Below are 19,034 nucleotides of genomic sequence, written 5' to 3' on the forward strand. Positions count from 1 at the left end.
CGTCCGTTGTCATGGGACAGTTCCATGCCTACTTTTTCCAAGAAAAAAGTAGGCCGCCGTAAGGGCGGAAGGGGCCGGCAGCGGCGCCACACCAAATGGATAAGCTCACACCCCCAACAACCCAACCCAACCCAACCCAACCCAACCCAACCCAACCCAAGGATCATACTCCCCGAGATTCCGTGAAGAACCATAAAAACAAACGGCGGCCACTTGGCCGCCGTTTGTTTTATTGCTCAGTTCAGGAGGCGGGATGTGCCTCAGGCAACTTCCACGAGCCATCCAGCACCGCCTTGGCCGGCTGATAGAAACGCACCATGTAGTTCCAGCCCGGCATGATCGGCAAGCAGTTGGCAACCGTCGCCTCGCATCCGCCAAAGCGAACCGACACCTTACCGTCCTCACCTTTGCGTGCAGTGAGGTTGTTCAGTGCGTAGGCTTCCTGGGCATTCTTCTGGAACTGCCCCTGCGCGTTGTAAACGCTGATGGACCAGAACGCCCCTGCAGGCACATTGGAAACATCCAGCTGGTACGGGGTCTTGCCATCATTAAGCTGCGGCGTGACCACCTGATAGTAAGCATCCTTTTCCGGGTTGCCGCCCCAGGCCATGGCACTGCCGATCAGGTGGCGTACCGGGTCGACGTCTTCACGCTTGCCGAACATGCCGCGCGAATCTTCAAGGGTCGAGCCCAGCGCCAACAACGCCTTGCGTATCTGCGCGCGGCTGGCTTCGTCCCAGTTCGGCACCTGGAACTGCCCAGGCCCGCCGTCCTGCCTGGCGACGATGGCATCCTGCAAGGCGGCAATCTTGGTCAGGTCCTGCGGGTCGGCGGGGTTGATCAGGGTCCGTACGCCGAACATGACATAGCGAGTGGACACATCCGCGCGCTTGAGGCGGTACTCCCCTGCCCCGTAGTGAACACCAATCACCTGGTGGTCTTCATCGATCATCACCAGCGACATGAAGCGCCCACCGGCGTCTGGCAGGGTCACGCTGACAGGGCCGGCGTCCATATCGAACACCGCGGTTGAATACAGCGTGTCGCGGTTCGGCCGGATCACGGTCGGGCGATCCACCGGAATCAGGTCGCGCCAATGGGAGAACGTGCCAAAACCGCCGCGCTTGGCGGTCAGGCCGAAGTAACGGTCGGTCTCGGCGCGGACGAAGTTGTCGACGGTGACCGGCACCGCCGCCGTTTGCAATGCATCGCTATGCGCTACCGGCAGGTAGGCGCCGTACAAGGCGATAGCCGCCACCAGTGCTTTCAATTCATTCATTGTTGTTGTCCTTATGATTGCAATGACCGCGGCGCGCTGGCCGCGGTCTTGACGCCTCTCAGAGCCTGACCAGCGCCGGCGGGAAATAGTCGCCATCGGCTACCACACCCTTGGCGCCGTAATAGCGCAGGATCAGCCTGAACGGCTGGCCCGCAGCGGTAGGCAGCCAATTGCCCTGGCTCGCGCCTGCCGGTTGTTGCGGACCGAAATAGAGAGTCAGCGAACCATCGGCGTTGTATTTCAGGTCGGATTGGTTGTTGAGCAGAAAGCGCCCCAGCGTGTTGGGCAACACGCGGAAGTTTTTCGCATCGGTGGCGGTGATCGACCAGAAGTAGCTGGCGAAATTTTGCGGCAACTGGTCAGCCGGAATCGTCAGGGCATAACTTTGGCCACCATCAAGCACCTCGCCGCTGCCCGTTGCGGCCGCACGGAAGTAGTGAACCTCCTGCTGGGTGTTGGCCCAGATGCCGCCATAGTCGACCAGAGTCCGGGTCAGGAAGTCGCTGCCGTAGGCGCCGGAGACTGCCGGGCGCACCCAGCCATTGCGCACGGTTCCCGGCCCGATCGTAGCCGCCGACCTGGCCAGTGCAGGATAGGTACGGGTTTTGATCTGCTGATCGATACGTGCGCGCGTGGCCGGGTCTGCAACCTGCGCGGCGATTGCCCGGACCCTGGCCTGCACGGCTTGCATGCCGGGGTTCAGGTCCGGCTCCTGCAGGGCAACCTCAGCCTTGTCGAATGCCTCGACGCCAGGCAGCTTGTTCAGCTCGAACATCAGCGCCTCGGGGACCGCTGGAAGCGCTGGCGTGCCGGTAGGACGCAAGCTGAACTGCTGCTGCAGCTGCTCGGCTTGCCTGGCATCGGCGCCCAGCTCCACCCGCGACAGCACGCGGGCGGTGCGCACCGGCAGATCAATACGTTTGACGCCAGCGGGCAGCGTCACCTTTGCGTCCTTCAGGCATACCGCAAAATCGCCAAAAGGATGATCGGGCTGACTGCGCTCATTGATATTGGCCAGTGTCTCGCCCCAACCATTGAGGAACTGCACCGTGTAGTAGCGATCGACGATTTTCGGTACCGAGATCTGTGCGCAACTGCCCTCGTCCAGCGCTAGCCAGGCTTCCGAATAGGCCACATCCAGGTTCGGATTGGGCCAATCCACGGCCCCTGGCTTGCGGTGCACAAGCTGGTTCCACTGCATCCCTTGCTGAAAGTCCAGCTGCTGTTGGCGCAGCACCAGCAGGCGACCCAGCAAATAGATATAGGCGTCACTGACCTCCTGGTCCGAGAACGCCTGCGTTTGTGGCGCAGTGACGGTTTCACTGGCGTGGACAAAAGATGACTGCAACGCGGCCGTCAGGCAGGAAACTGCAAAAACGCCTCCGGCAAGCGCCAGTCGCGATGATCGTTTCATTATTATTCTCCGTGGTAATCCATTATCTGCAGCACCCGCAGCTTATGCATGAGACAGATGGGTTCCACACCTCTCCTTTGGGGTGGGCACCAGGATGCAAGGGTACCTTGCAGGCGCAGCGCTTCAGCGTTCGGGTGGTGGCAGGTCGGGACGCGGAAAAAATCGACGCAAACGCTTACAATTGATTCCATTTCTGCCCATCAGACAGACCCCTCAGGCTATGGCTCTCGACCCTCCTACGCTGTTGATCCTTTCTATCGCCCTCGCCGCGGCCGCCGCCCTGTATCTGGCGGTCGAATGGCGCAGCATCCGCGAATCCTCGCTGCTGTTCTGGAGCGCAGGCTTTGCCACCATCAGCGTCGGCTCGACCCTCGCCCTGCTGCGTATCAGTGGCCTGCTGCTGATCGGCATCTGGTTCGCCAACGGCCTGCTGGTGCTGGCCCATTGGCTATTTCTGATGGGCGTCGCGCGCTTCACCCAGACACGTCTGTCACGCGGTTGGTACCTGGTTTTCGCCACCTGGCTGGCGCTGCTGCTACTGCCGAACGAGCCGTGGTGGTCGAAGGTCATGTTGATGGCCAACTCGCTGCTGGTCGCCGTGTTGGCGCTCAGAGCCAGCTTGCTTCTGCGCCCTCATGGCAAGTCGTTGAGCGTTGGCGCCGTGCAATTGCGCTATGTATTGCTGATCCACGGCCTGTTCTATCTGGCCAAGGCCCTGACCGCTGTGATTCCTGGCACACTGATCGATCTGGCGGCGTTTCATGGCGAGATCATCCAGATTTCGCTGGTCGAAGGCGCGATGGCGATCATGTTGATCGCGCTGTCGATGACCGGTACCGAGCGCCACCGCCGTGAAGCGCGCATAGCGCGGCTGGCCGCACGCGATCCGCTGACGTCCCTGTACAACCGCCGCGCCCTTGAAGTGCGGGCGCCACGCTTGCTCGAAGGTGTTTCGGCCACGCGCCCGGGTGCCTTGTTGCTGATCGACATCGACAACTTCAAAGGTGTCAACGACCTGCACGGCCATCTGGCCGGCGACCGCCTGCTCATCGTCCTGAGCGAGATGATTCGTGCGCATCTGCCCGAAGGCGCGCTGGCCGCCAGACTGGGCGGTGACGAGTTCGTCATTGTCCTGAGCAATACCTCACCGCAACATATCGTCGAGCTGGGCAATACCTTGCGCGAGCGCTTTCAGCAAACAGCCTCGGCCTCGTTCGTCACCCCCGATGCCGTGACCCTGAGCATCGGCGCCACCTTGTTCGACCAGCCGCCGGCAAGCCTGGCGGCGTTGATCGAGCAAGGTGATGCGGCGCTCTACGAATCCAAGCGAGGTGGGCGCGACAGTATTCGCCTGGTGGAGCGTACGGTTGCAGGTGTTTGAAACAATCCCCGGTGGGAGCGGGCCTTGCCCCGCGATCGGGCGCGAAGCGGCCGTAAAACCTGAACTCACGGTACAACTGTCACACCGAGCCGGCTGGGTTCGCTGCCGCTTTGCGGCAGATCGCGGGACAAGGCCCGCTCCCACAGTTCCTCTCGTGTCGCTAGCGCCAACGTTTCGGCTGCCGTGCAGCGCAGCACTGAAGATCGCAAGCCGAACTGGAGGACGATCACATCGCGTTCCAGCCCGCTACGGTTGGCTGTCCCCCCGTGCAACGTGGCTGAATGTAGTGCCAGACAACTACCGACGGGCACGTCTGGGCAGAGCGCGGTGTCGGTCACGGTGTCGCCATTCAGATGAGAACCCGGCACCACTGCGGTACCGCCATTTCGGGCTGACATAAACTGCAGCGGGATCAGCAGACGTACGGTGCGACCATCTTCACTGGCGAAGTAGGTGTTGCCCTCATCTCGATGCCAGCCTATGGCTGGCCCTGTTTCACCGGGCTTGCGGGTCAGGTTGGCAAAGTGAAACAGCAGATCGCAAGGCGCGCAGTCGAACAGCTCGGCAACACGCTCCCAGATCGATTGCTGTGAGATAAACCGCGCAAAGCGGGGCTCAAGGCCGATAAGGTCACCGATGATGAACGGCTCATGCGTACACGCGTCGAGCACGATGCCCGGGTTGCGCTGCGGGTGGCGACGTCCCGTATCACCGATGCTCAACCCCGCCGCCAACACCGCCTCTTCACCTTGCCTGTACCGGTCTATCAGACCATTGGCGAGTTCACGAGCCAGCGCCAGCGCGTTGTCACCAACTATTGAAGGGATTACCGCATAGCCTTGCGAGGCAAATGTCACTGTCCTTGTGTTCAATCCGATCCCGCTTGCATGATCCGTTTGTCAGGTGGCGCGAGACTAGCCTTGAATGGCACGCAAGTCCATTTACAGGCGCCGCGCAAGTCTGCAGGATTGCTTGCCGCCGCCCTGCGCGGGCAGGCTATGATCAAGCAATTTGAACCGGACCTCCTGGCCTATGCCCGTTGACCTGCAAACGCTCTATCCCAAACTGATCCACCTGATGCTGGACACAGTGTTCGTGGTCGATCGGGACAACCAGATTGTATTTGTCAGTGATGCCTGTGAAACCCTGCTCGGTTACCGGGCCGTCGAGCTGATCGGCACCCCGATCACCGACTACATCCATCCTGACGACCTGTCGGTGACACGGGCCTCCATCATCCGGGTCATGAACGGGCATTCCCACGTCGATTTCCGCAACCGTTACATCCGCAAGGATGGCGGTGTCGTGCACATCCTCTGGGCGGCCTTCTGGTCTGATGAGGTGGAGGCGCGCATCGGTGTCGCGCGGGACGTGACCGCCCTCCGCCAGGCCGAGGAAGAATTGCGTTTCATGGCCCACCACGATCCGCTGACCGCCCTGACCAACCGCTCGCTGTTCAATGACCGACTGGAATCGGCCCTGCGCGCCGCACATCGCCACAACAACATGCTGGCGTTGCTGTTCCTGGATATCAATGACTTCAAGGGCATTAACGATGTGCATGGGCATGCAATGGGCGATCAGGTGCTCTGCATGGTTGCCCGACGGCTGCAAGCCTGCGTCCGTGAGACGGACACCGTGGCGCGGATGGGCGGCGATGAGTTCACCGTGCTGTTGACGGATATCCAGTCGCAGGAAGCCGTCGCCGAGAAGGTAGCGCAGATTCTCGCGACCTTGGCCGAGCCGCTGGGGGCTGAGTTCGGCGCAATCAATATGCCGTCCTGCAGTATCGGCGTGGCCTTTTATCCTGCGGATGGGGAAGATGCCGATACGCTGCTCAGCCATGCCGATGGCGAGATGTACCGGATCAAAAGGCAGCGTTCTTCGGCGGCCGGGTAGCGAGCCTGCTGGATAGCGAGGGTAAAGCTCAGAGGGTTTGGATCTGTTCAAAGGTAAAGCATGAAGCTTGAGTTCAAGCGCCTGACCGAAGTCGGACTGGCGGACATCATTTCGCTCAACAACAACGCCGATGTTCTGCGACAAATGCCACTTGGCAGCGCAAATTTCGACGACGTTACCGCCAAAGAGTGGGTCAAGCAAAAAGACGCCCAGTGGGAACAGTATGGGTACGGCCCATGGGCATTTGTGATTGATCAGCAATTTGCTGGCTGGGGCGGTCTGCAGTACGAAGAAGGGGATGCAGACTTGGCATTGGTGCTTCATCCCAGCTTCTGGGGAAGTGGGAGAGCCATTTATCAAGAGATCGTTAAACGCGCCTTCACCACGATGGGCTTTGATTCCATCACCCTTCTGCTCCCTCCTTCGAGGAAAAGAATCAAAGGAATTTTCCGACAGGGGTTTCAGGTTGATGGCGAAGTTGATTTGGATGGTGTGCGCTTTCTGCGCTTTCGCCTTTATGCGCCCCAGTAATCACGTTAACGCCAGCAGCTGAGAAAAGTCCTTTGTAGCTGACCGCTGTCTGCATTCAGAACAGCAGCCTGAGCATATCGGCCAACTGCCGGGCCTCGGCATCGCTCGATCGCGCGCAGGCCTTCAACGCTTGCTGCAGACACCCGACAAAGCAGCGCGCCGCCGGATCCAGGGCCTGGTCGCGCAAGCGCACGACACTGATATCACCCTCCTCCAGCGTTTCATCCAGCGCCAGGGCCGTGGCCTTGCCGCGCAAGGGTTCACACAACAACATCGGTTCGGGCGAATAGCCCAGCATGCCGGCATTGATGATCAGGCTGCTGAGCATGGCGCTGGACTGGGCGCAGACGATGCGCCCGGGAGCGACGCTGTAGCCATAGCGGCCGAACAATTCGTGCATGACCTGCTCGTGGCTGGCCTGGGTGAAGTTCATCACCCAGTCCTGTTCCAGCAACTGGCCCAACGACCGGGCCGTGCGCAGTGGATGTAGGTTGCTTGCCAATACACGCATGCGGTAGCGGGCCAGCGGTTCGTGGGCGAACTCCTGGCCGGGCAGATTGCCCGCTGGCCCCAGGGCAAACTGCATCTGGCCGGTACGCAGCAATGACAGGCTGACTGCCTGCAACCCTTCGTAAAGCTCCAGCTGCACCGCAGGCATCTCGCGGCGAAACGCCTGCACCGCCACCGCCAGCAAAGTCTGTCCGAACCACGGTGTTACCCCCACGCACAACCGCGTCGGCGTTTCGCCACGCAGGCTGGCCAGATCACGCTGGGCATTTTCCAGCTGGCTGGCGATCTGCCGGGCGTGGGGCAGCAAGGTCTGTCCGGCCACGGTCAGCCGTGCACCACCGGCATGGCGCGATAACAGCGGCAGCCCCTGCTCTTCTTCCAGCTCACGCAAGGCCCGGGTGATTGCCGCCTGAGACAAGCCCAGGCCACGCGCCGCCGAGCGAATGCCACCACTGTCGGCCACTGCGATCAGGGCCTGTAACTGATGCAACTTCAAGCGCTTCTCCTGCCTGAACACCAAGGGTCGTCACGACAACCATTTTGCAGCTTATGTGCGCCGCCTGCTGGCGCTAGGTTAGATCACGCGAACGCGCCAGCCAACGGGCCGCGCAGTGTCGCCTTGCGAACCAGGACAAGACAATATGCACGACACCGATATTGCCCCCGGCATCAAAGCCATCACCCCCGCCATGATCGAGCTGCGCCGGGCGATCCATCGCCAGCCGGAGCTGGGCTTCGAAGAATTCGCCACCCGCAAGCGAGTGATCGAACACCTGGAAAACTGGGGCTACGAGGTCCACAAAGATCTGGCCACCACCGCCGTGGTCGGCACCTTGCGCAACGGTCACGGCCCGGCACTGGGCCTGCGCGCAGAGCTGGACGCCCTGCCGATCCAGGAACACAGCAGCCAGCCCTGGGCCAGCAGTACGCCGGGCAAGATGCACGCCTGCGGCCACGACGGCCACACCGCCATGCTCCTCGCCGCGGCCTTCGAGCTGGCCCGCGAACGTAGCTGGCGCGGCACTTTGCATCTGTTCTTCCAGCCTGCCGAAGAAGGCCACGGCGGCTCGGGTGCCAAGCGCATGCTGGATGAAGGAGTTTTCGAGCTGTTCCCTTGCGATGCCCTGTTCGCCCTGCACAATTCGCCCGGCATGCCGGTCGGCAAGTTCGGCGTACTGGCCGGCCCGTGCATGGCCTCTACCGACAGCGTCAGCATCGTCATCCACGGCAAAGGCGGTCATGGCGCCATGCCGGAAAAGACCATCGACCCGGTAGTGATCGGCGCGTCGCTGGTACTGGCGCTGCAAACTGTCGTTTCGCGCAATGCGCCACCCAGCGAAACCGCGATCATCACCATCGGTGCCTTCCTCGCTGGTGACGCTGCCAATGTCATCCCACAGACCGCCGAGCTGCGCCTGAGTGTCCGCTCACTCAACCCGCAAGTGCGCAGCCTGCTGCGCCAACGCATCCAGGCCCTGGCCGAACTGCATGCGCAGAGCTATGGCGCCCAGGCCGAAGTCAGCTTCGGCAGCGGCTACCCGGTCCTGGTCAATGACCCGGCCGCCAGCCAACTGGCCGAACAGGTGGTGCGCGACTGGCTGGGTGACGATGGCCTGGCGCACAACCAGAAGCCCATCTGCGCCAGCGACGACTTCGCCTTCTGGCTGGAGCAGATACCCGGTTGCTACCTGCTGATCGGCAACGGCGACGGCGCTGGCAACTGTGAAGTCCACCACCCCGGCTACGACTTCAACGACCAGATCCTGGCGCTCGGCGCAACCTTCTGGGTGCGGCTGGCGCAGCGCTTTCTCGACTGAATCGACTTACCCCTAGAGCACCACGACGATGACAACAAAAACAACAACGTTCGACCCAAGCTGCGAACTGACCCGACCGAAGAACCACCGGGCTATCGCCGCCATCTGCCTGGGCAACGCCCTGGAGTTCTACGACTTCTTGGTCTACAGCATGCTGGCGACGCTGATGGCCAGGCTGTTCTTTCCCTTCGGCGACCATCCGCTGATCCCGCTGATGCTGTCGCTGGCAGTATTCGGCACCGGCTTCGTCATGCGCCCGCTGGGTGGCCTGGTGATCGGCCTGTATGCCGACCGCGTCGGACGCAAGGCCGCCATGCGCCTGACCTTGTGGCTGATGGCGATCGGTTCCCTGCTGTTCACCGTCGCCCCTACCTATGCCCAGGCCGGCCTGCTCGGCCCGGCCATCGTCATCGCTGCGCGGTTGCTGCAAGGCTTCGCCGTCGGCGGCCAGATCGGCACCTCGACCACCATGCTGATGGAGTACGCCGACAAACACTCACGCGGCTACTACTGCAGCTGGCAGACCTTCAGCCAGAGCCTGGGCATCCTCATCGGTGGTTTGATGGTCATGGGCCTGAGCAACCTGCTCAGCCCCGAGGCCATGGACAGCTGGGGGTGGCGCCTGGTGTTCGCCATGGGCATCCTCGGCATCCCGGTCAGTGAGTACATCCGTCATCGCCTGGAAGAAACCGTCGTCCACCGCCAGTCGCTGCGCAGCAAACCTGCGCTGTCGCGCTCCGGCCAGGTAGCGCTGTTGTTGCAACACCCACGACAGTTGCTCGCCGGTGTGCTGCTGGTGGTCGGCGCCACGGTGCCGATCTACACCATCCAGTTCTACCTGGCCAACCATGCCGTCGGCGTGCTCGGCATGCCGCTGAGCGTCGGCGCCTGGGCAGCGATCTGCGCCTGCCTGCCGCCGCTGTTGCTGTCGGCCCACGCCGGGCGCCTGAGTGACCGTATCGGTCGGCGCAAGGCGATTTTCTGGCCACTGCCGGTGCTGCTGCTGGCGATCTACCCGGCGTTCCTGCTGATCAACCAGCACCCGAGCATCAGCGTATTACTGAGCGTGGTGACCTTGCTGTGCATCCCCCTGACCTACACCATCGTCCCTAACCTGGCGCTGCTGCCGGAGCTGTTCCCCACGCAGATCCGCGCCAGTGGCATGTCCCTGGCCTACTGCATCGGCGTGGCGTTGTTCGGTGGTTTCGCGCAGTTCTTCGCCGCCGGCCTGGTCAGCCTCACCGGCAGCCCCAACGCCCCGGCCTGGTATATCTTCGCCGCCATCCTGCTGTCGCTGATCGGCTTGAAACTGGCCCCCGAGACCGCCGGCAAAGACCTCGACTGAACCCCCTGCGCTCAAGGACGAGCACCGCCACCCACGCCCCCTTTGCGGCGCGCCATTGCGTCGTGCAGCCGGCTGCGCGCACAACAATAACAACAGGTGCTATAACCATGCCTCGTCCCCACGCCAAACTATTCTGCGCTGCCCTGCTGGCCGGCGACTCGTCGCTGCTGGTGGCCAGCACCGGGGGTTTTGTAGAAGACAGCCGCCTTGAGCTAATCAATCGCAACTACTACTTCAACCGCGACCTGCGCAACGGCGCCAGCAACTCCCAAGGCGTGAACCCGGCGCTGCCGGCCAACGAACGCAACGGCTACCGAGAAGAATGGGCCCATGGCCTGATGCTGCGTTACGCCTCGGGCTTCAGTCAGGGCACGCTCGGCCTGGGTGTGGATGCCCACGCCCACCTGGGCATCAAGCTCGACAGCGGCGCAGGGCGCACCGGTACCGCGCTGCTGCCGATCAGCCATAACCGCCAGGCCGATGCCAAGGTCGAAGACCACTACAGCCAGGCGGGTGCCGCACTCAAGGTGCGGGCCTGGGACACCGAGCTGAAGTGGGGTGAAATGCGCACCGCCACGCCGGTCTTCACCACCGCCGACAGCCGCCTGCTCCCGGAAATGGCCACCGGCGTGTACTTGCGCAGTCAAGCGCTGGGCCCAGTACAAGTCGAAGCCGGACACTTCACCGCCTACCACGAATTTGCCTCCAGCAACCGCGACGACAGCCTGCGCACCCGTTACTCCGACGCCCAGGTTCGCAGCCTGGACTTCATCGGCGCCAGCTATCGCCTTGGCGATGCCCTGGGGCTCAAGTTGTTCCACGCCCGGGCAGAAGACAACTGGCTGCAGAACTACCTCAACCTCAACTACAACGTGCCCCTAGGCAGCGGACAAGGGCTGAATTTCGACACCCATGTGTACCGTAGTGATGCCACCGGCCGACAGTTGTCAGGACCGATAGACAACACCAGCTGGAGCCTGGCGACCGCTTACCGGGTTGGCGCACACAGGTTCACCCTCGCCTACCAGCAGATCGATGGCGACACACCGTTCGACTATGTCGGCGGCCTGTCAATCGACCTGGCCAACTCGGTACAACTCTCCGACTTCAACGCCCCGGGAATGAAATCGCAACAGGCGCGCTACGACCTCGACCTGGCAGCGCTGGGCATCCCCGGCCTGAGCTTCATGACCCGCTACGTCACCGGCCGCGGCGCCAGCGACAACGGCTGGACGCCGGGGGCGCACTTCGCCGGTGGCCCGGCGTCGACCTATGGAATGTACGACGGCGCGCGCTGGCATGAGCTGGATATCGACGTGCGCTACGTGGTGCAGCAAGGGTGGGCCAGAGGCATGCTGCTGCGCACGCGGTTTGCCACGTATCGCGGTAACCACGAGGCGGCGGCGGATCTGCAGGACATCAATGAAGTGCGGGTGATCGTGGAGTATCCGCTTGATTTGTTGTAGGGCAGTCCCGGCGGTGGTAGCACTTACCTTACTCGTGTCTGTGGGTTTGTCCCGCACAGACTCTCGCTACACCGCCCGCTTCGGGTAGATCGATAACAGCAGCATTTCCGCCTAGCGCCCTAACCCTTGCCGTACCCCACCGACCACGTTACTCTCCCCCAGTCGCTGCCAATTCAGCGACCGGGCGTCGCGGCCCGTAAGGCAAGAGGCGCTACAGCGCCACACCACCACAATTGCAGGCGCTTTTTTTGTGTCCGCTTTCTGTGCAATGGCGGCTGTGCGTGGGAGACCTTCGGGTCTGCCGGGTTTCCTTTTGCCTCGGTCCGCGAACCCGCGCACAGCTGCCACCCTATTCGTTTCGCGGCGAAGGTTGGCAGCTCCATCGCAAAAGGAGCTCCACAATGACAAAACCCGTTCCCGATCCACCCTTAACCACCCAAACCAGCACCACCTTCGGCTCCTGCAATGGCAGCCACGATCCACTGTTCGCCGTCCGTGCCGGTGTCTCGTCCGAAGACGCCCTGATCCACGCCTCCGTCCTGCTCAAAAGCGCCTACCAGACCAACGCCCACGCTTGTGAAATGGTCAATGCCGAGGTGCGCGGGTTGCTCTGGGCTACGGAGCAATCGCTGGAGATGAGCCTCGCACTGGTCGAGGCATTGCTGGACGAGGTCGAAGCGCGCTCGGCAACGGCAGCGTTGTTGCGTCGCACGATGCAAGCAGGCCAATTGGCGACGGAGTGATCGCCAGCGATTGGCCTGGGCCGCCGATGCGGCCCAATCAACTACTGCCATTCGCGTTTTCAGTTCTTTGTGACAGGCCGAATTCGGCCGCAAGCGCTCTTGCGCCGAGGGGAGCCAACTGTATCCATTTATCCAAGCAATTTGCAGGGTGGACTTACATAAACCAAACTAGCCAACCCGCCCGCCTCTCCAGGAAACCAAAATGCCTGACATGTTGCTAAAGCCAGCCTTGCCTGGCGTTGCGCTCAGGCGATGGCGTCTGCTGCACCGCGTCAAACAAAACCATGCCGCAGAGTTGTTCAACGTCACCCAATCGACCATTTCTCGCTGGGAAAGTGGCGTACAGGCAATGGACCCGGCAGCACATAAACGGCTTGAACAATTGCTGGCCGCGCGCCTTGATGCTGCCGCCGATCAAGTCCTGGCCAGGCTGGTCAGGGAGAGCCCACGACCGATTCACCTCATTTGTGATCTGACTCATCGTTTGCTGGCTTGCTCCTCCGCCCGTGCAGCCGAGTTCACCCTGCCGGTCAGCGAGCTGCTGGGGCGTTCGCTATGGCGTTTTGCAACACCGGAGATCATTGGCAATGAGCTCGCTCTGGATGAGTCCGGCTGGCGGGAAACCTGCGCCCCACCCGCGCTGGAGTTCACAACCGGCAACAACCACTCTGCCCTCGTGCCCATCAGCCAGAGCCGCTGTCGCTGGACCCGTATCCCCCTCTCGGACGGCACTGCAGCACGCTTGGTAGAGACGCTCTGACCTGCCCCACGCATATTTTATGCGTGGACGCTGAACAGCGCTGCGCCTAGTCTGGCACCCACAGCAATTGAGTCAGCGGGGGATGTATGGACATCGAAAAAATCAAAGGGCGTCTCGAGTTTCTGCGCCAGGCGGAAAAGCTCAAGGATGTACTCAGAAGCGCGCATACCTCTTGCGGGCGCACCGAAAGCACGGCAGAACATAGCTGGCGCCTGTGTCTGATGGCCATCGTTTTCGAGGATCAACTGCCCCGTCTCGATGTGCTGAAAATGCTCAAGATGTGCGTCATTCACGACCTGGGAGAGGCAATCAATGGCGATATTCCCGCCGTCAGCAAAGCAGCGTTTCCCAACAAGAGCGAGCAAGAGAGAAACGATCTTCTGCTGCTGACCAGCGCACTGGATGAACCGTTGAAAGCCGAGATCCTGGCGCTCTGGGATGACTACGAAAATGCGCGGTCTGCCGAGGCAAAAGCAGTCAAGGCGCTAGACAAGCTGGAGACAATCCTTCAGCACAATCAGGGCAAGAATCCACCTGGTTTCGACTACCAGTTCAATCTGGCCTACGGCAAAAAATACACGGATGCCGATCCGCTGTTTGAATCACTCCGAAGCATCCTCGACGAGGACACCAAAGAAAAAATGATCAAGGCGTAAGGCATAGGCACCCGCCTGATGGAGATGAAGCACGTATTTATTCCCCAGCTAATCCGATTGACCCTCCCTCCTCGCCACCGAGCCCGGCATCGGCACCACTGAACACGCCCCCATGGGACTTGAGACCTTTTAAGCATCACCCTCTAAATGATTGGCTACGTAGAACTTTTCCCTTTTTAAGGGTCTATCTGCATAGGCCCATCAGCTCGGCAAGTGCGACACGCAGTTTTCCCGCAGCCCGATGGCCACACGTCCAATTGTCATTCAGAGGTTGTCTTCGCTCATGAAATTCCATGTCCCACGGATGGTGCTCTTAGGCCTGTTCGCGTTCGCGGCAATGGGCTCAGCATCAGCAACGCAAATGAAGGCCTCAACCCCTGTTTTCGCAAGCGAAGCCCCGGCCGTTCAGGCTCCGGCCGAGGCGGCCGGCAACCCTTGGCCAGGCCTGGCCAGTATGGCCGACAAGCAACCAGGGCCGTTGCTGGCCCATGACGACCGCTACTGGCACGACCACCGCTGGGACGACCGTAGAGACGATTGGCGTAGAGATAACTGGCGCAGAGAGCAAGCCCGCCGGGAAGCCGAACGCCGTCGTGACTGGGAACGACGCCGTGATTGGGAACGCCATCATGACCGGGCGATGCGCCACCGCTACGAGAACGATCACCGCTACTATCGTCGCTAATGCACGCTAGTCTGGCGGGCTGAGGACAAACAGGTCCCCTTCCACACTCAGATCACCGTGTCTACGACTCTGCGCCGCCGAGTCGTAGACGATCAGCAGTAGCTCCCTACCCTGCTCGCCGGTATCGAACAGGCACATGCCCTCGGCATGATCGTCGCCGTGCCCGAACGGCACATCCAGCACGGTCTCCAACTGGTCCGCGAACACCACGCTTTCCTCGCCGGAGACGAAACCGCCGCGCCAGCGAAAAACCGTTACCGGGCCGTCCAGGTCCATGGTCGGGCCTGCGAGGATCAGCAGATCGTCGCCGCTGATGCACAGGTCACGCACCCCCAGGCCGTTCAGTGCGAAGAAGTGTTTGCGATAGCGGCGCCCATCCGGGCCGATCTTCTTGAGCACCAGCGTGTCGCTCGAGCCGTCTTTCAGTTCGGGCTCGATCTCCAGCATCACCGTCCAACCGCGAAGCACCGGCCCCCGCAAGCCCAACAACAGGCGCGAGCCGATGACCGCCAATCCTTCGATATCGAAACCGTTGTCTTTGCCCGGAATGCGCAGAAAGTCGCGTAACTGCTCGTCTTCGGCAATTTGCGCGGTCAAGTCGTTACCGACCTTGTTGCCGCGCAACTGCGCCGCCGTACGTCCATCGGCATCCACCTTCGTGGCGAGTGCATAGCTGTCGTTCTGCTGGACCACAGGAATGCGCGCCAACAGAAAACGATTGCCATCCACCTCTAGCGTCGAAAGCCGCTTGATATTTTTCTGCGCAGTTTTGTCGGCCTCGGCCTTCTTGCGCTTGAGACTGTGTGAGCCGACCACCCAGAGGTAACCACTGTCCGTGGCATAGCCCAGCCCTTCGATATCGATCTCGGCGTCTGACTCCGGTATGGGCAGGTCGAGATACTTCATGAGCGCGAACGACTGGTGCTCATCGCACCTCACCACATCGCCGGGCGCAGCGTCATGGATTTGCAGGCGTTCCAGGCTCGTGGTTTCGTCGTTGGCGACCCAGAGTGTGTCGCCGATCTGCTGAGCGACCGAAAGGCCGTCGCGCAACGACGCAGGCGCCGGACCAAAGCACAGCATTGCAACATTGCTTCGCTCGCTCATGAACGCTCTCCTATTGTTGAAGGCGTTGAAACAAGAAGCTGTTGTCGAGGCTAGTGGCTGGCCGACGACATTCAAGACCCTTCGCTAGTCTGTTTTTTCACAGCCGATAGAGCGCTGGAGAATAACCTGAGCATTTACCCGACATCCGCGGGCGCCCCGGCAAACACCTTCCGTCGTGCGACCGCGCCTGCGGGTAGACGCGTATAACACTCTCGGCTAACCCTATTACTTAGTGTCGACGAACAGATGTAGCTCTACAAACAAGAGCGGGATGTTGCTCCTCGTCACTCGCTAAACGCGAGGAGAACAACCATGCTGACGCCACTACAGAAACGTACCGCCCAAGCCATCGTCAACATCTTCGAAACCGGGAGCGTCCTCGGTGACTATGGCAATGTCACCGTGATCAAGGGTGATTCCGGACACCTGACTTTCGGGCGATCGCAAACCACCCTGGCCACCGGCAACCTGCATACCCTGATCGAGCGCTACTGCCAGAATCCCGGGGCGCGATTCAGTGAACGTCTCAGTCCCTTCCTCGCTCGCCTGGCAGCATGTGACACCGCCCTCGACCATGCCGGGCACCTGCACAACATCTTGCGCGCCACCGCCGACGACCCGGTCATGCGCGAGACCCAGGACCAGTTCTTCGACCAGACCTACTGGCAGCCCGCGGAAAAATCCGCCGATGGCCTGCACATCACCACGCCGCTTGGCCTGGCGGTGGTCTACGACAGCACGGTACACGGTTCCTGGAAGCTTATCCGCGACCGTGTCACCAACGACAAGGGAAGTCCCGACGCCGCAAGCGAACGCGAGTGGATCACGGCCTATGTCGAGGCGCGCGAAGAGTGGCTCGCCAACCACGCCAACAAGGTGCTGCACGCCACGGTCTATCGCACTCAGGCCTTCAGCCGGCTGATCGCGCTGGGGCACTGGGGGCTGGACCTGCCACTGGTGGTTCGTGGCCTGGAAATCTCCACCGCCACCCTCAATGCAACACCACCGGGCTGCTACGACGGCCCCCAGCCCGGCAGCCGCCCACTGGCCTTGCAGACGCCCTTGGCGCGAGGCCTTGACGTGCGCCTGGTGCAGCTCGGTCTCTCTGCCCATGGCGCAGACATCAAGGCCGACGGTGTGTTCGGCCAGACCAGCGCGGCGCGGCTCAAGGACTACCAGAAGAGCAACGGTTTACCTGCGTCTGGAGTAGCGGATGCCGCGCTGATCATGCAACTGCTGGCCTGAAGCCGAATCACCGCGCGCGCCGTTCGCAGCAGTGGTTCACGCCTCTGAACCAAGCCTGTTTCTGAAAGCGTTCGCGCCCCTCTCATCTCGATGGAGACGCACATGGAAAACGTATCGGTAAGAAGAATCCAGGAGGCGCTGGTCGCCAAAGGCTTCATTCCCGGGGAAGTCGATGGCATATGGGGCCGCAGGACCATCGCCGCAGTCAAAAGCTTCCAGCAAAGTGTGGGGCTTGTGGTGGACGGCGTCGTAGGGCCCAAGACGTCGGCGGCGCTTTTCACTGGCGCTGTTGAACTACCTTCGCAACCACTGCTCCCGTGGATCGCCGAAGCCGAAAACCTGATTGGAACCAAGGAAAATCTCGGTGTGAGGGACAACCCGATAATCCTCAATTGGGCTGACAGCCTCGATATTCATTACCCCAGCGACGACGTGCCCTGGTGTGGTCTGTTTGTAGCCCATTGCGTGGGCTCGACGATGCCTGACGAGATATTGCCGGCCAATCCTCTCGGCGCTCGGCAATGGGAACGCTTTGGCGAGCCGATTGATCCGCGATGGGGCGCCGTGCTGGTGTTCTGGCGCGAATCGCGGACAAGCGGAAAAGGCCACGTCGGTTTCTACGCGGGCGAGGACGAAAGTGCGTACAGAGTTCTGGGCGGCAATCAAGGTGACAAGGTCTGCCTGGCCTGGGTTGGCAAAGATCGCTTCCTGAAAGCACGCTGGCCGCGGTCGGCAGCGTCGCTGGGAGGAGGCAGCGCCATTGTTCAGGTGGACAGGCAGGGAGACCTATCCAGGAACGAAGCATGACGGGGCTGATAGCTCCCGCTCCGACTCAAGCCAGCAGCTCTGCAATCCACCGCGTCTGCCGGGCAATCTCCTGCACCTTCTCCTCGGGCACGGCATGCCGCGCCCGGGCGAAGTTGTTCAGGGTCTTTTGCTTGAGGCGCAGTTTGCGCTGCCATTTGACCAGGAACGCCGGGCTGCGGGCCTGCATCTGCAGCGGGCCGAAGTACAGCTCTTCGGCGGAGTACATCACCGGTCCGGCGCGCTCGGCGACGATGATTTCGTAGTCGAAGCGGTTTTCCCGCAGCACTTCCTCATGGAGGATGCGGTAGCCATTTTCCATCAGCCACTGGCGCAGTGGCTGCTCGCCGCCGTTGGGCTGCAGGATCAGGCGCTCCTGGCCGCTCAGATGGGCTTTGCCGCTGGCGAGGATGTCGCGGATCGTTTCACCGCCCATCCCGCAGATGCTGATCGCGGTGATGCCGTCGACCGGCTCGATCGCTGCCAGGCCGTTGGCCAGGCGCACAGTGATGCACTGCTGCAGACCGTTCTCGCGCACGCTGCGTTCGGCCGCCTGGAACGGCGTCAATGCCACCTCGCCAGCCACCGCCGTAGTGATTGCGCCACGACGCATCAAGGCCACCGGCAGGTAGCCGTGATCCGAGCCGATATCGGCCAGGCGCGCACCGGCCGGCACTTGCGCCGCCACACGCTCCAGGCGCATGGACAATGTCTGTTGGTTCAACTACAGCCCCTATTCACCACTGATCGGGGCGCGATTCTGTCGAGCAATGCTGTGCATTTCAAGTTTATGCGACCAAGACCATGCTCGGTAGGAGCGGGCTTGCCCCGCGATTGCGATCTGTCAGTCACATAGCATCGCGGGGCAAGCCCGCTCCCACCGAGGGTATTTCCTTCAGCCTGTTCAGGTCGCCTGCTGTTCCAGCAAACGCTCCATCAGCATTCTGGCGTTGTCGGTGCAGGCCCGGTCCTCGGGGCGGTTTTCGATGCTGTCGATGGCCACCAGCAACTGAGCGCGGTTCTGTTCCAGCTGCTTTTGCAGCACCTCAATTTCGGCGACCTTGCGCTTGAGCCCGGCGAGCAACTGCTCATGCTGCCAGCCCTCGGGGCTCGCCGGCAGCAACTGGCGGATCTCGTCGAGGCTGAAACCGGCACCCTGGGCGCTGGTGATGATCTGCAGGGTCCATAGCGCCTGCGCCGCATAGTCGCGGTAACCATTGGTCTTGCGCGCCGATGTGATCAGGCCGCTGGCTTCATAAAAGCGAATTCGCGAAGCACTCAGGCCGCTGCGTTTCGCCAGTTCTCCTATTCTCATAGCTCGCCTTCAGTATGGCATTGACCTTGAACCTTACTTTAACCCTGGCGTCGATTCACGCAACAACCACATCTCAG

The 19,034-nt window shown here is 61.5% G+C and carries 19 protein-coding genes; 12 read left to right on the forward strand and 7 right to left on the reverse strand.

Annotated elements, in window-relative coordinates; translation table 11 throughout:
- Positions 1–241: 241 nt before the first annotated feature.
- Both AC07OF_RS25035 and AC07OF_RS25040 read right to left on the reverse strand, forming a co-directional pair.
- A complete protein-coding gene (locus AC07OF_RS25035) occupies positions 242–1,279 on the reverse strand; it encodes a DUF1254 domain-containing protein (RefSeq protein ID WP_495073624.1) in 1,038 nt (345 codons plus the stop codon).
- Between the two features lie 58 nt (positions 1,280–1,337).
- Positions 1,338–2,693, reverse strand: a complete 1,356-nt coding sequence (locus tag AC07OF_RS25040; protein WP_495073625.1) for a DUF1214 domain-containing protein — start codon at positions 2,691–2,693, stop codon at positions 1,338–1,340.
- 220 nt (positions 2,694–2,913) lie between these two features.
- Here AC07OF_RS25040 and AC07OF_RS25045 point away from each other — a divergent pair, with 220 nt between their 5' ends.
- Positions 2,914–4,074, forward strand: a complete 1,161-nt coding sequence (locus AC07OF_RS25045; RefSeq protein WP_495073626.1) for a GGDEF domain-containing protein — start codon at positions 2,914–2,916, stop codon at positions 4,072–4,074.
- A gap of 65 nt (positions 4,075–4,139) precedes the next feature.
- Here AC07OF_RS25045 and AC07OF_RS25050 read toward each other — a convergent pair whose 3' ends face one another.
- Positions 4,140–4,931, reverse strand: coding sequence for a phytanoyl-CoA dioxygenase family protein (locus AC07OF_RS25050; protein WP_495073627.1), 792 nt, complete (start codon positions 4,929–4,931; stop codon positions 4,140–4,142).
- Between the two features lie 175 nt (positions 4,932–5,106).
- On the opposite strand from AC07OF_RS25050, the gene AC07OF_RS25055 reads away from it, so the two are divergent.
- Positions 5,107–5,973, forward strand: coding sequence for a diguanylate cyclase domain-containing protein (locus AC07OF_RS25055; protein WP_495073628.1), 867 nt, complete (start codon positions 5,107–5,109; stop codon positions 5,971–5,973).
- A 60-nt stretch (positions 5,974–6,033) separates the two neighbouring features.
- Positions 6,034–6,504: a GNAT family N-acetyltransferase gene (locus tag AC07OF_RS25060; protein ID WP_495073629.1), complete on the forward strand. Its 471-nt coding sequence runs from the start codon at positions 6,034–6,036 to the stop codon at positions 6,502–6,504.
- Between the two features lie 55 nt (positions 6,505–6,559).
- Here AC07OF_RS25060 and AC07OF_RS25065 read toward each other — a convergent pair whose 3' ends face one another.
- Positions 6,560–7,510 carry a LysR family transcriptional regulator gene (locus AC07OF_RS25065; RefSeq protein WP_157192255.1) on the reverse strand — a complete coding sequence of 317 codons (951 nt, stop codon included), beginning with the start codon at positions 7,508–7,510 and terminating at the stop codon, positions 6,560–6,562.
- Between the two features lie 145 nt (positions 7,511–7,655).
- On the opposite strand from AC07OF_RS25065, the gene AC07OF_RS25070 reads away from it, so the two are divergent.
- The 7 genes from AC07OF_RS25070 (at position 7,656) to AC07OF_RS25100 (ending at position 14,486) form a co-directional block, all read left to right on the forward strand.
- Entirely contained in the window at positions 7,656–8,831 is a 1,176-nt protein-coding gene (locus AC07OF_RS25070; protein WP_495073630.1) for a M20 aminoacylase family protein, read from the forward strand.
- Positions 8,832–8,859: 28 nt separating this feature from the next.
- The gene (locus AC07OF_RS25075; RefSeq protein WP_157192253.1) at positions 8,860–10,176 is read left to right on the forward strand and encodes an MFS transporter; all 1,317 of its coding nucleotides are present in this window, start codon (positions 8,860–8,862) and stop codon (positions 10,174–10,176) included.
- A 107-nt stretch (positions 10,177–10,283) separates the two neighbouring features.
- Positions 10,284–11,642 (forward strand): OprD family porin, encoded by a 1,359-nt coding sequence (locus AC07OF_RS25080; protein WP_495073631.1) that lies wholly within the window; start codon positions 10,284–10,286, stop codon positions 11,640–11,642.
- 401 nt (positions 11,643–12,043) lie between these two features.
- Complete coding sequence (locus tag AC07OF_RS25085; RefSeq protein ID WP_495073632.1) at positions 12,044–12,385, forward strand: DUF6124 family protein; 342 nt, start codon at positions 12,044–12,046, stop codon at positions 12,383–12,385.
- A gap of 202 nt (positions 12,386–12,587) precedes the next feature.
- On the forward strand, positions 12,588–13,145 hold the full coding sequence (locus AC07OF_RS25090; protein WP_157192249.1) for a helix-turn-helix domain-containing protein: 558 nt from the start codon (positions 12,588–12,590) through the stop codon (positions 13,143–13,145).
- An 86-nt stretch (positions 13,146–13,231) separates the two neighbouring features.
- The gene (locus AC07OF_RS25095; RefSeq protein WP_157192248.1) at positions 13,232–13,801 is read left to right on the forward strand and encodes an HD domain-containing protein; all 570 of its coding nucleotides are present in this window, start codon (positions 13,232–13,234) and stop codon (positions 13,799–13,801) included.
- A gap of 283 nt (positions 13,802–14,084) precedes the next feature.
- Positions 14,085–14,486, forward strand: coding sequence for a hypothetical protein (locus AC07OF_RS25100; RefSeq protein WP_495073633.1), 402 nt, complete (start codon positions 14,085–14,087; stop codon positions 14,484–14,486).
- A gap of 6 nt (positions 14,487–14,492) precedes the next feature.
- Here the strand turns inward: AC07OF_RS25100 and AC07OF_RS25105 are convergent, their stop codons facing one another.
- Positions 14,493–15,593, reverse strand: a complete 1,101-nt coding sequence (locus tag AC07OF_RS25105) for a DUF3616 domain-containing protein (RefSeq protein WP_495073634.1) — start codon at positions 15,591–15,593, stop codon at positions 14,493–14,495.
- Between the two features lie 312 nt (positions 15,594–15,905).
- Between AC07OF_RS25105 and AC07OF_RS25110 the strand changes: the two genes are divergently transcribed.
- Entirely contained in the window at positions 15,906–16,838 is a 933-nt protein-coding gene (locus AC07OF_RS25110) for a chitosanase (RefSeq protein WP_495073635.1), read from the forward strand.
- A 102-nt stretch (positions 16,839–16,940) separates the two neighbouring features.
- Entirely contained in the window at positions 16,941–17,645 is a 705-nt protein-coding gene (locus AC07OF_RS25115; protein ID WP_157192244.1) for an NlpC/P60 family protein, read from the forward strand.
- A 25-nt stretch (positions 17,646–17,670) separates the two neighbouring features.
- Here AC07OF_RS25115 and AC07OF_RS25120 read toward each other — a convergent pair whose 3' ends face one another.
- Both AC07OF_RS25120 and AC07OF_RS25125 read right to left on the reverse strand, forming a co-directional pair.
- On the reverse strand, positions 17,671–18,366 hold the full coding sequence (locus AC07OF_RS25120) for a tRNA (adenine(22)-N(1))-methyltransferase (protein WP_495073636.1): 696 nt from the start codon (positions 18,364–18,366) through the stop codon (positions 17,671–17,673).
- Between the two features lie 180 nt (positions 18,367–18,546).
- Complete coding sequence (locus AC07OF_RS25125; RefSeq protein ID WP_157192243.1) at positions 18,547–18,957, reverse strand: MerR family transcriptional regulator; 411 nt, start codon at positions 18,955–18,957, stop codon at positions 18,547–18,549.
- Positions 18,958–19,034 lie beyond the last annotated feature (77 nt).

It is taken from the genome of Pseudomonas sp. GW821-FHT10B02 (assembly GCF_059415665.1).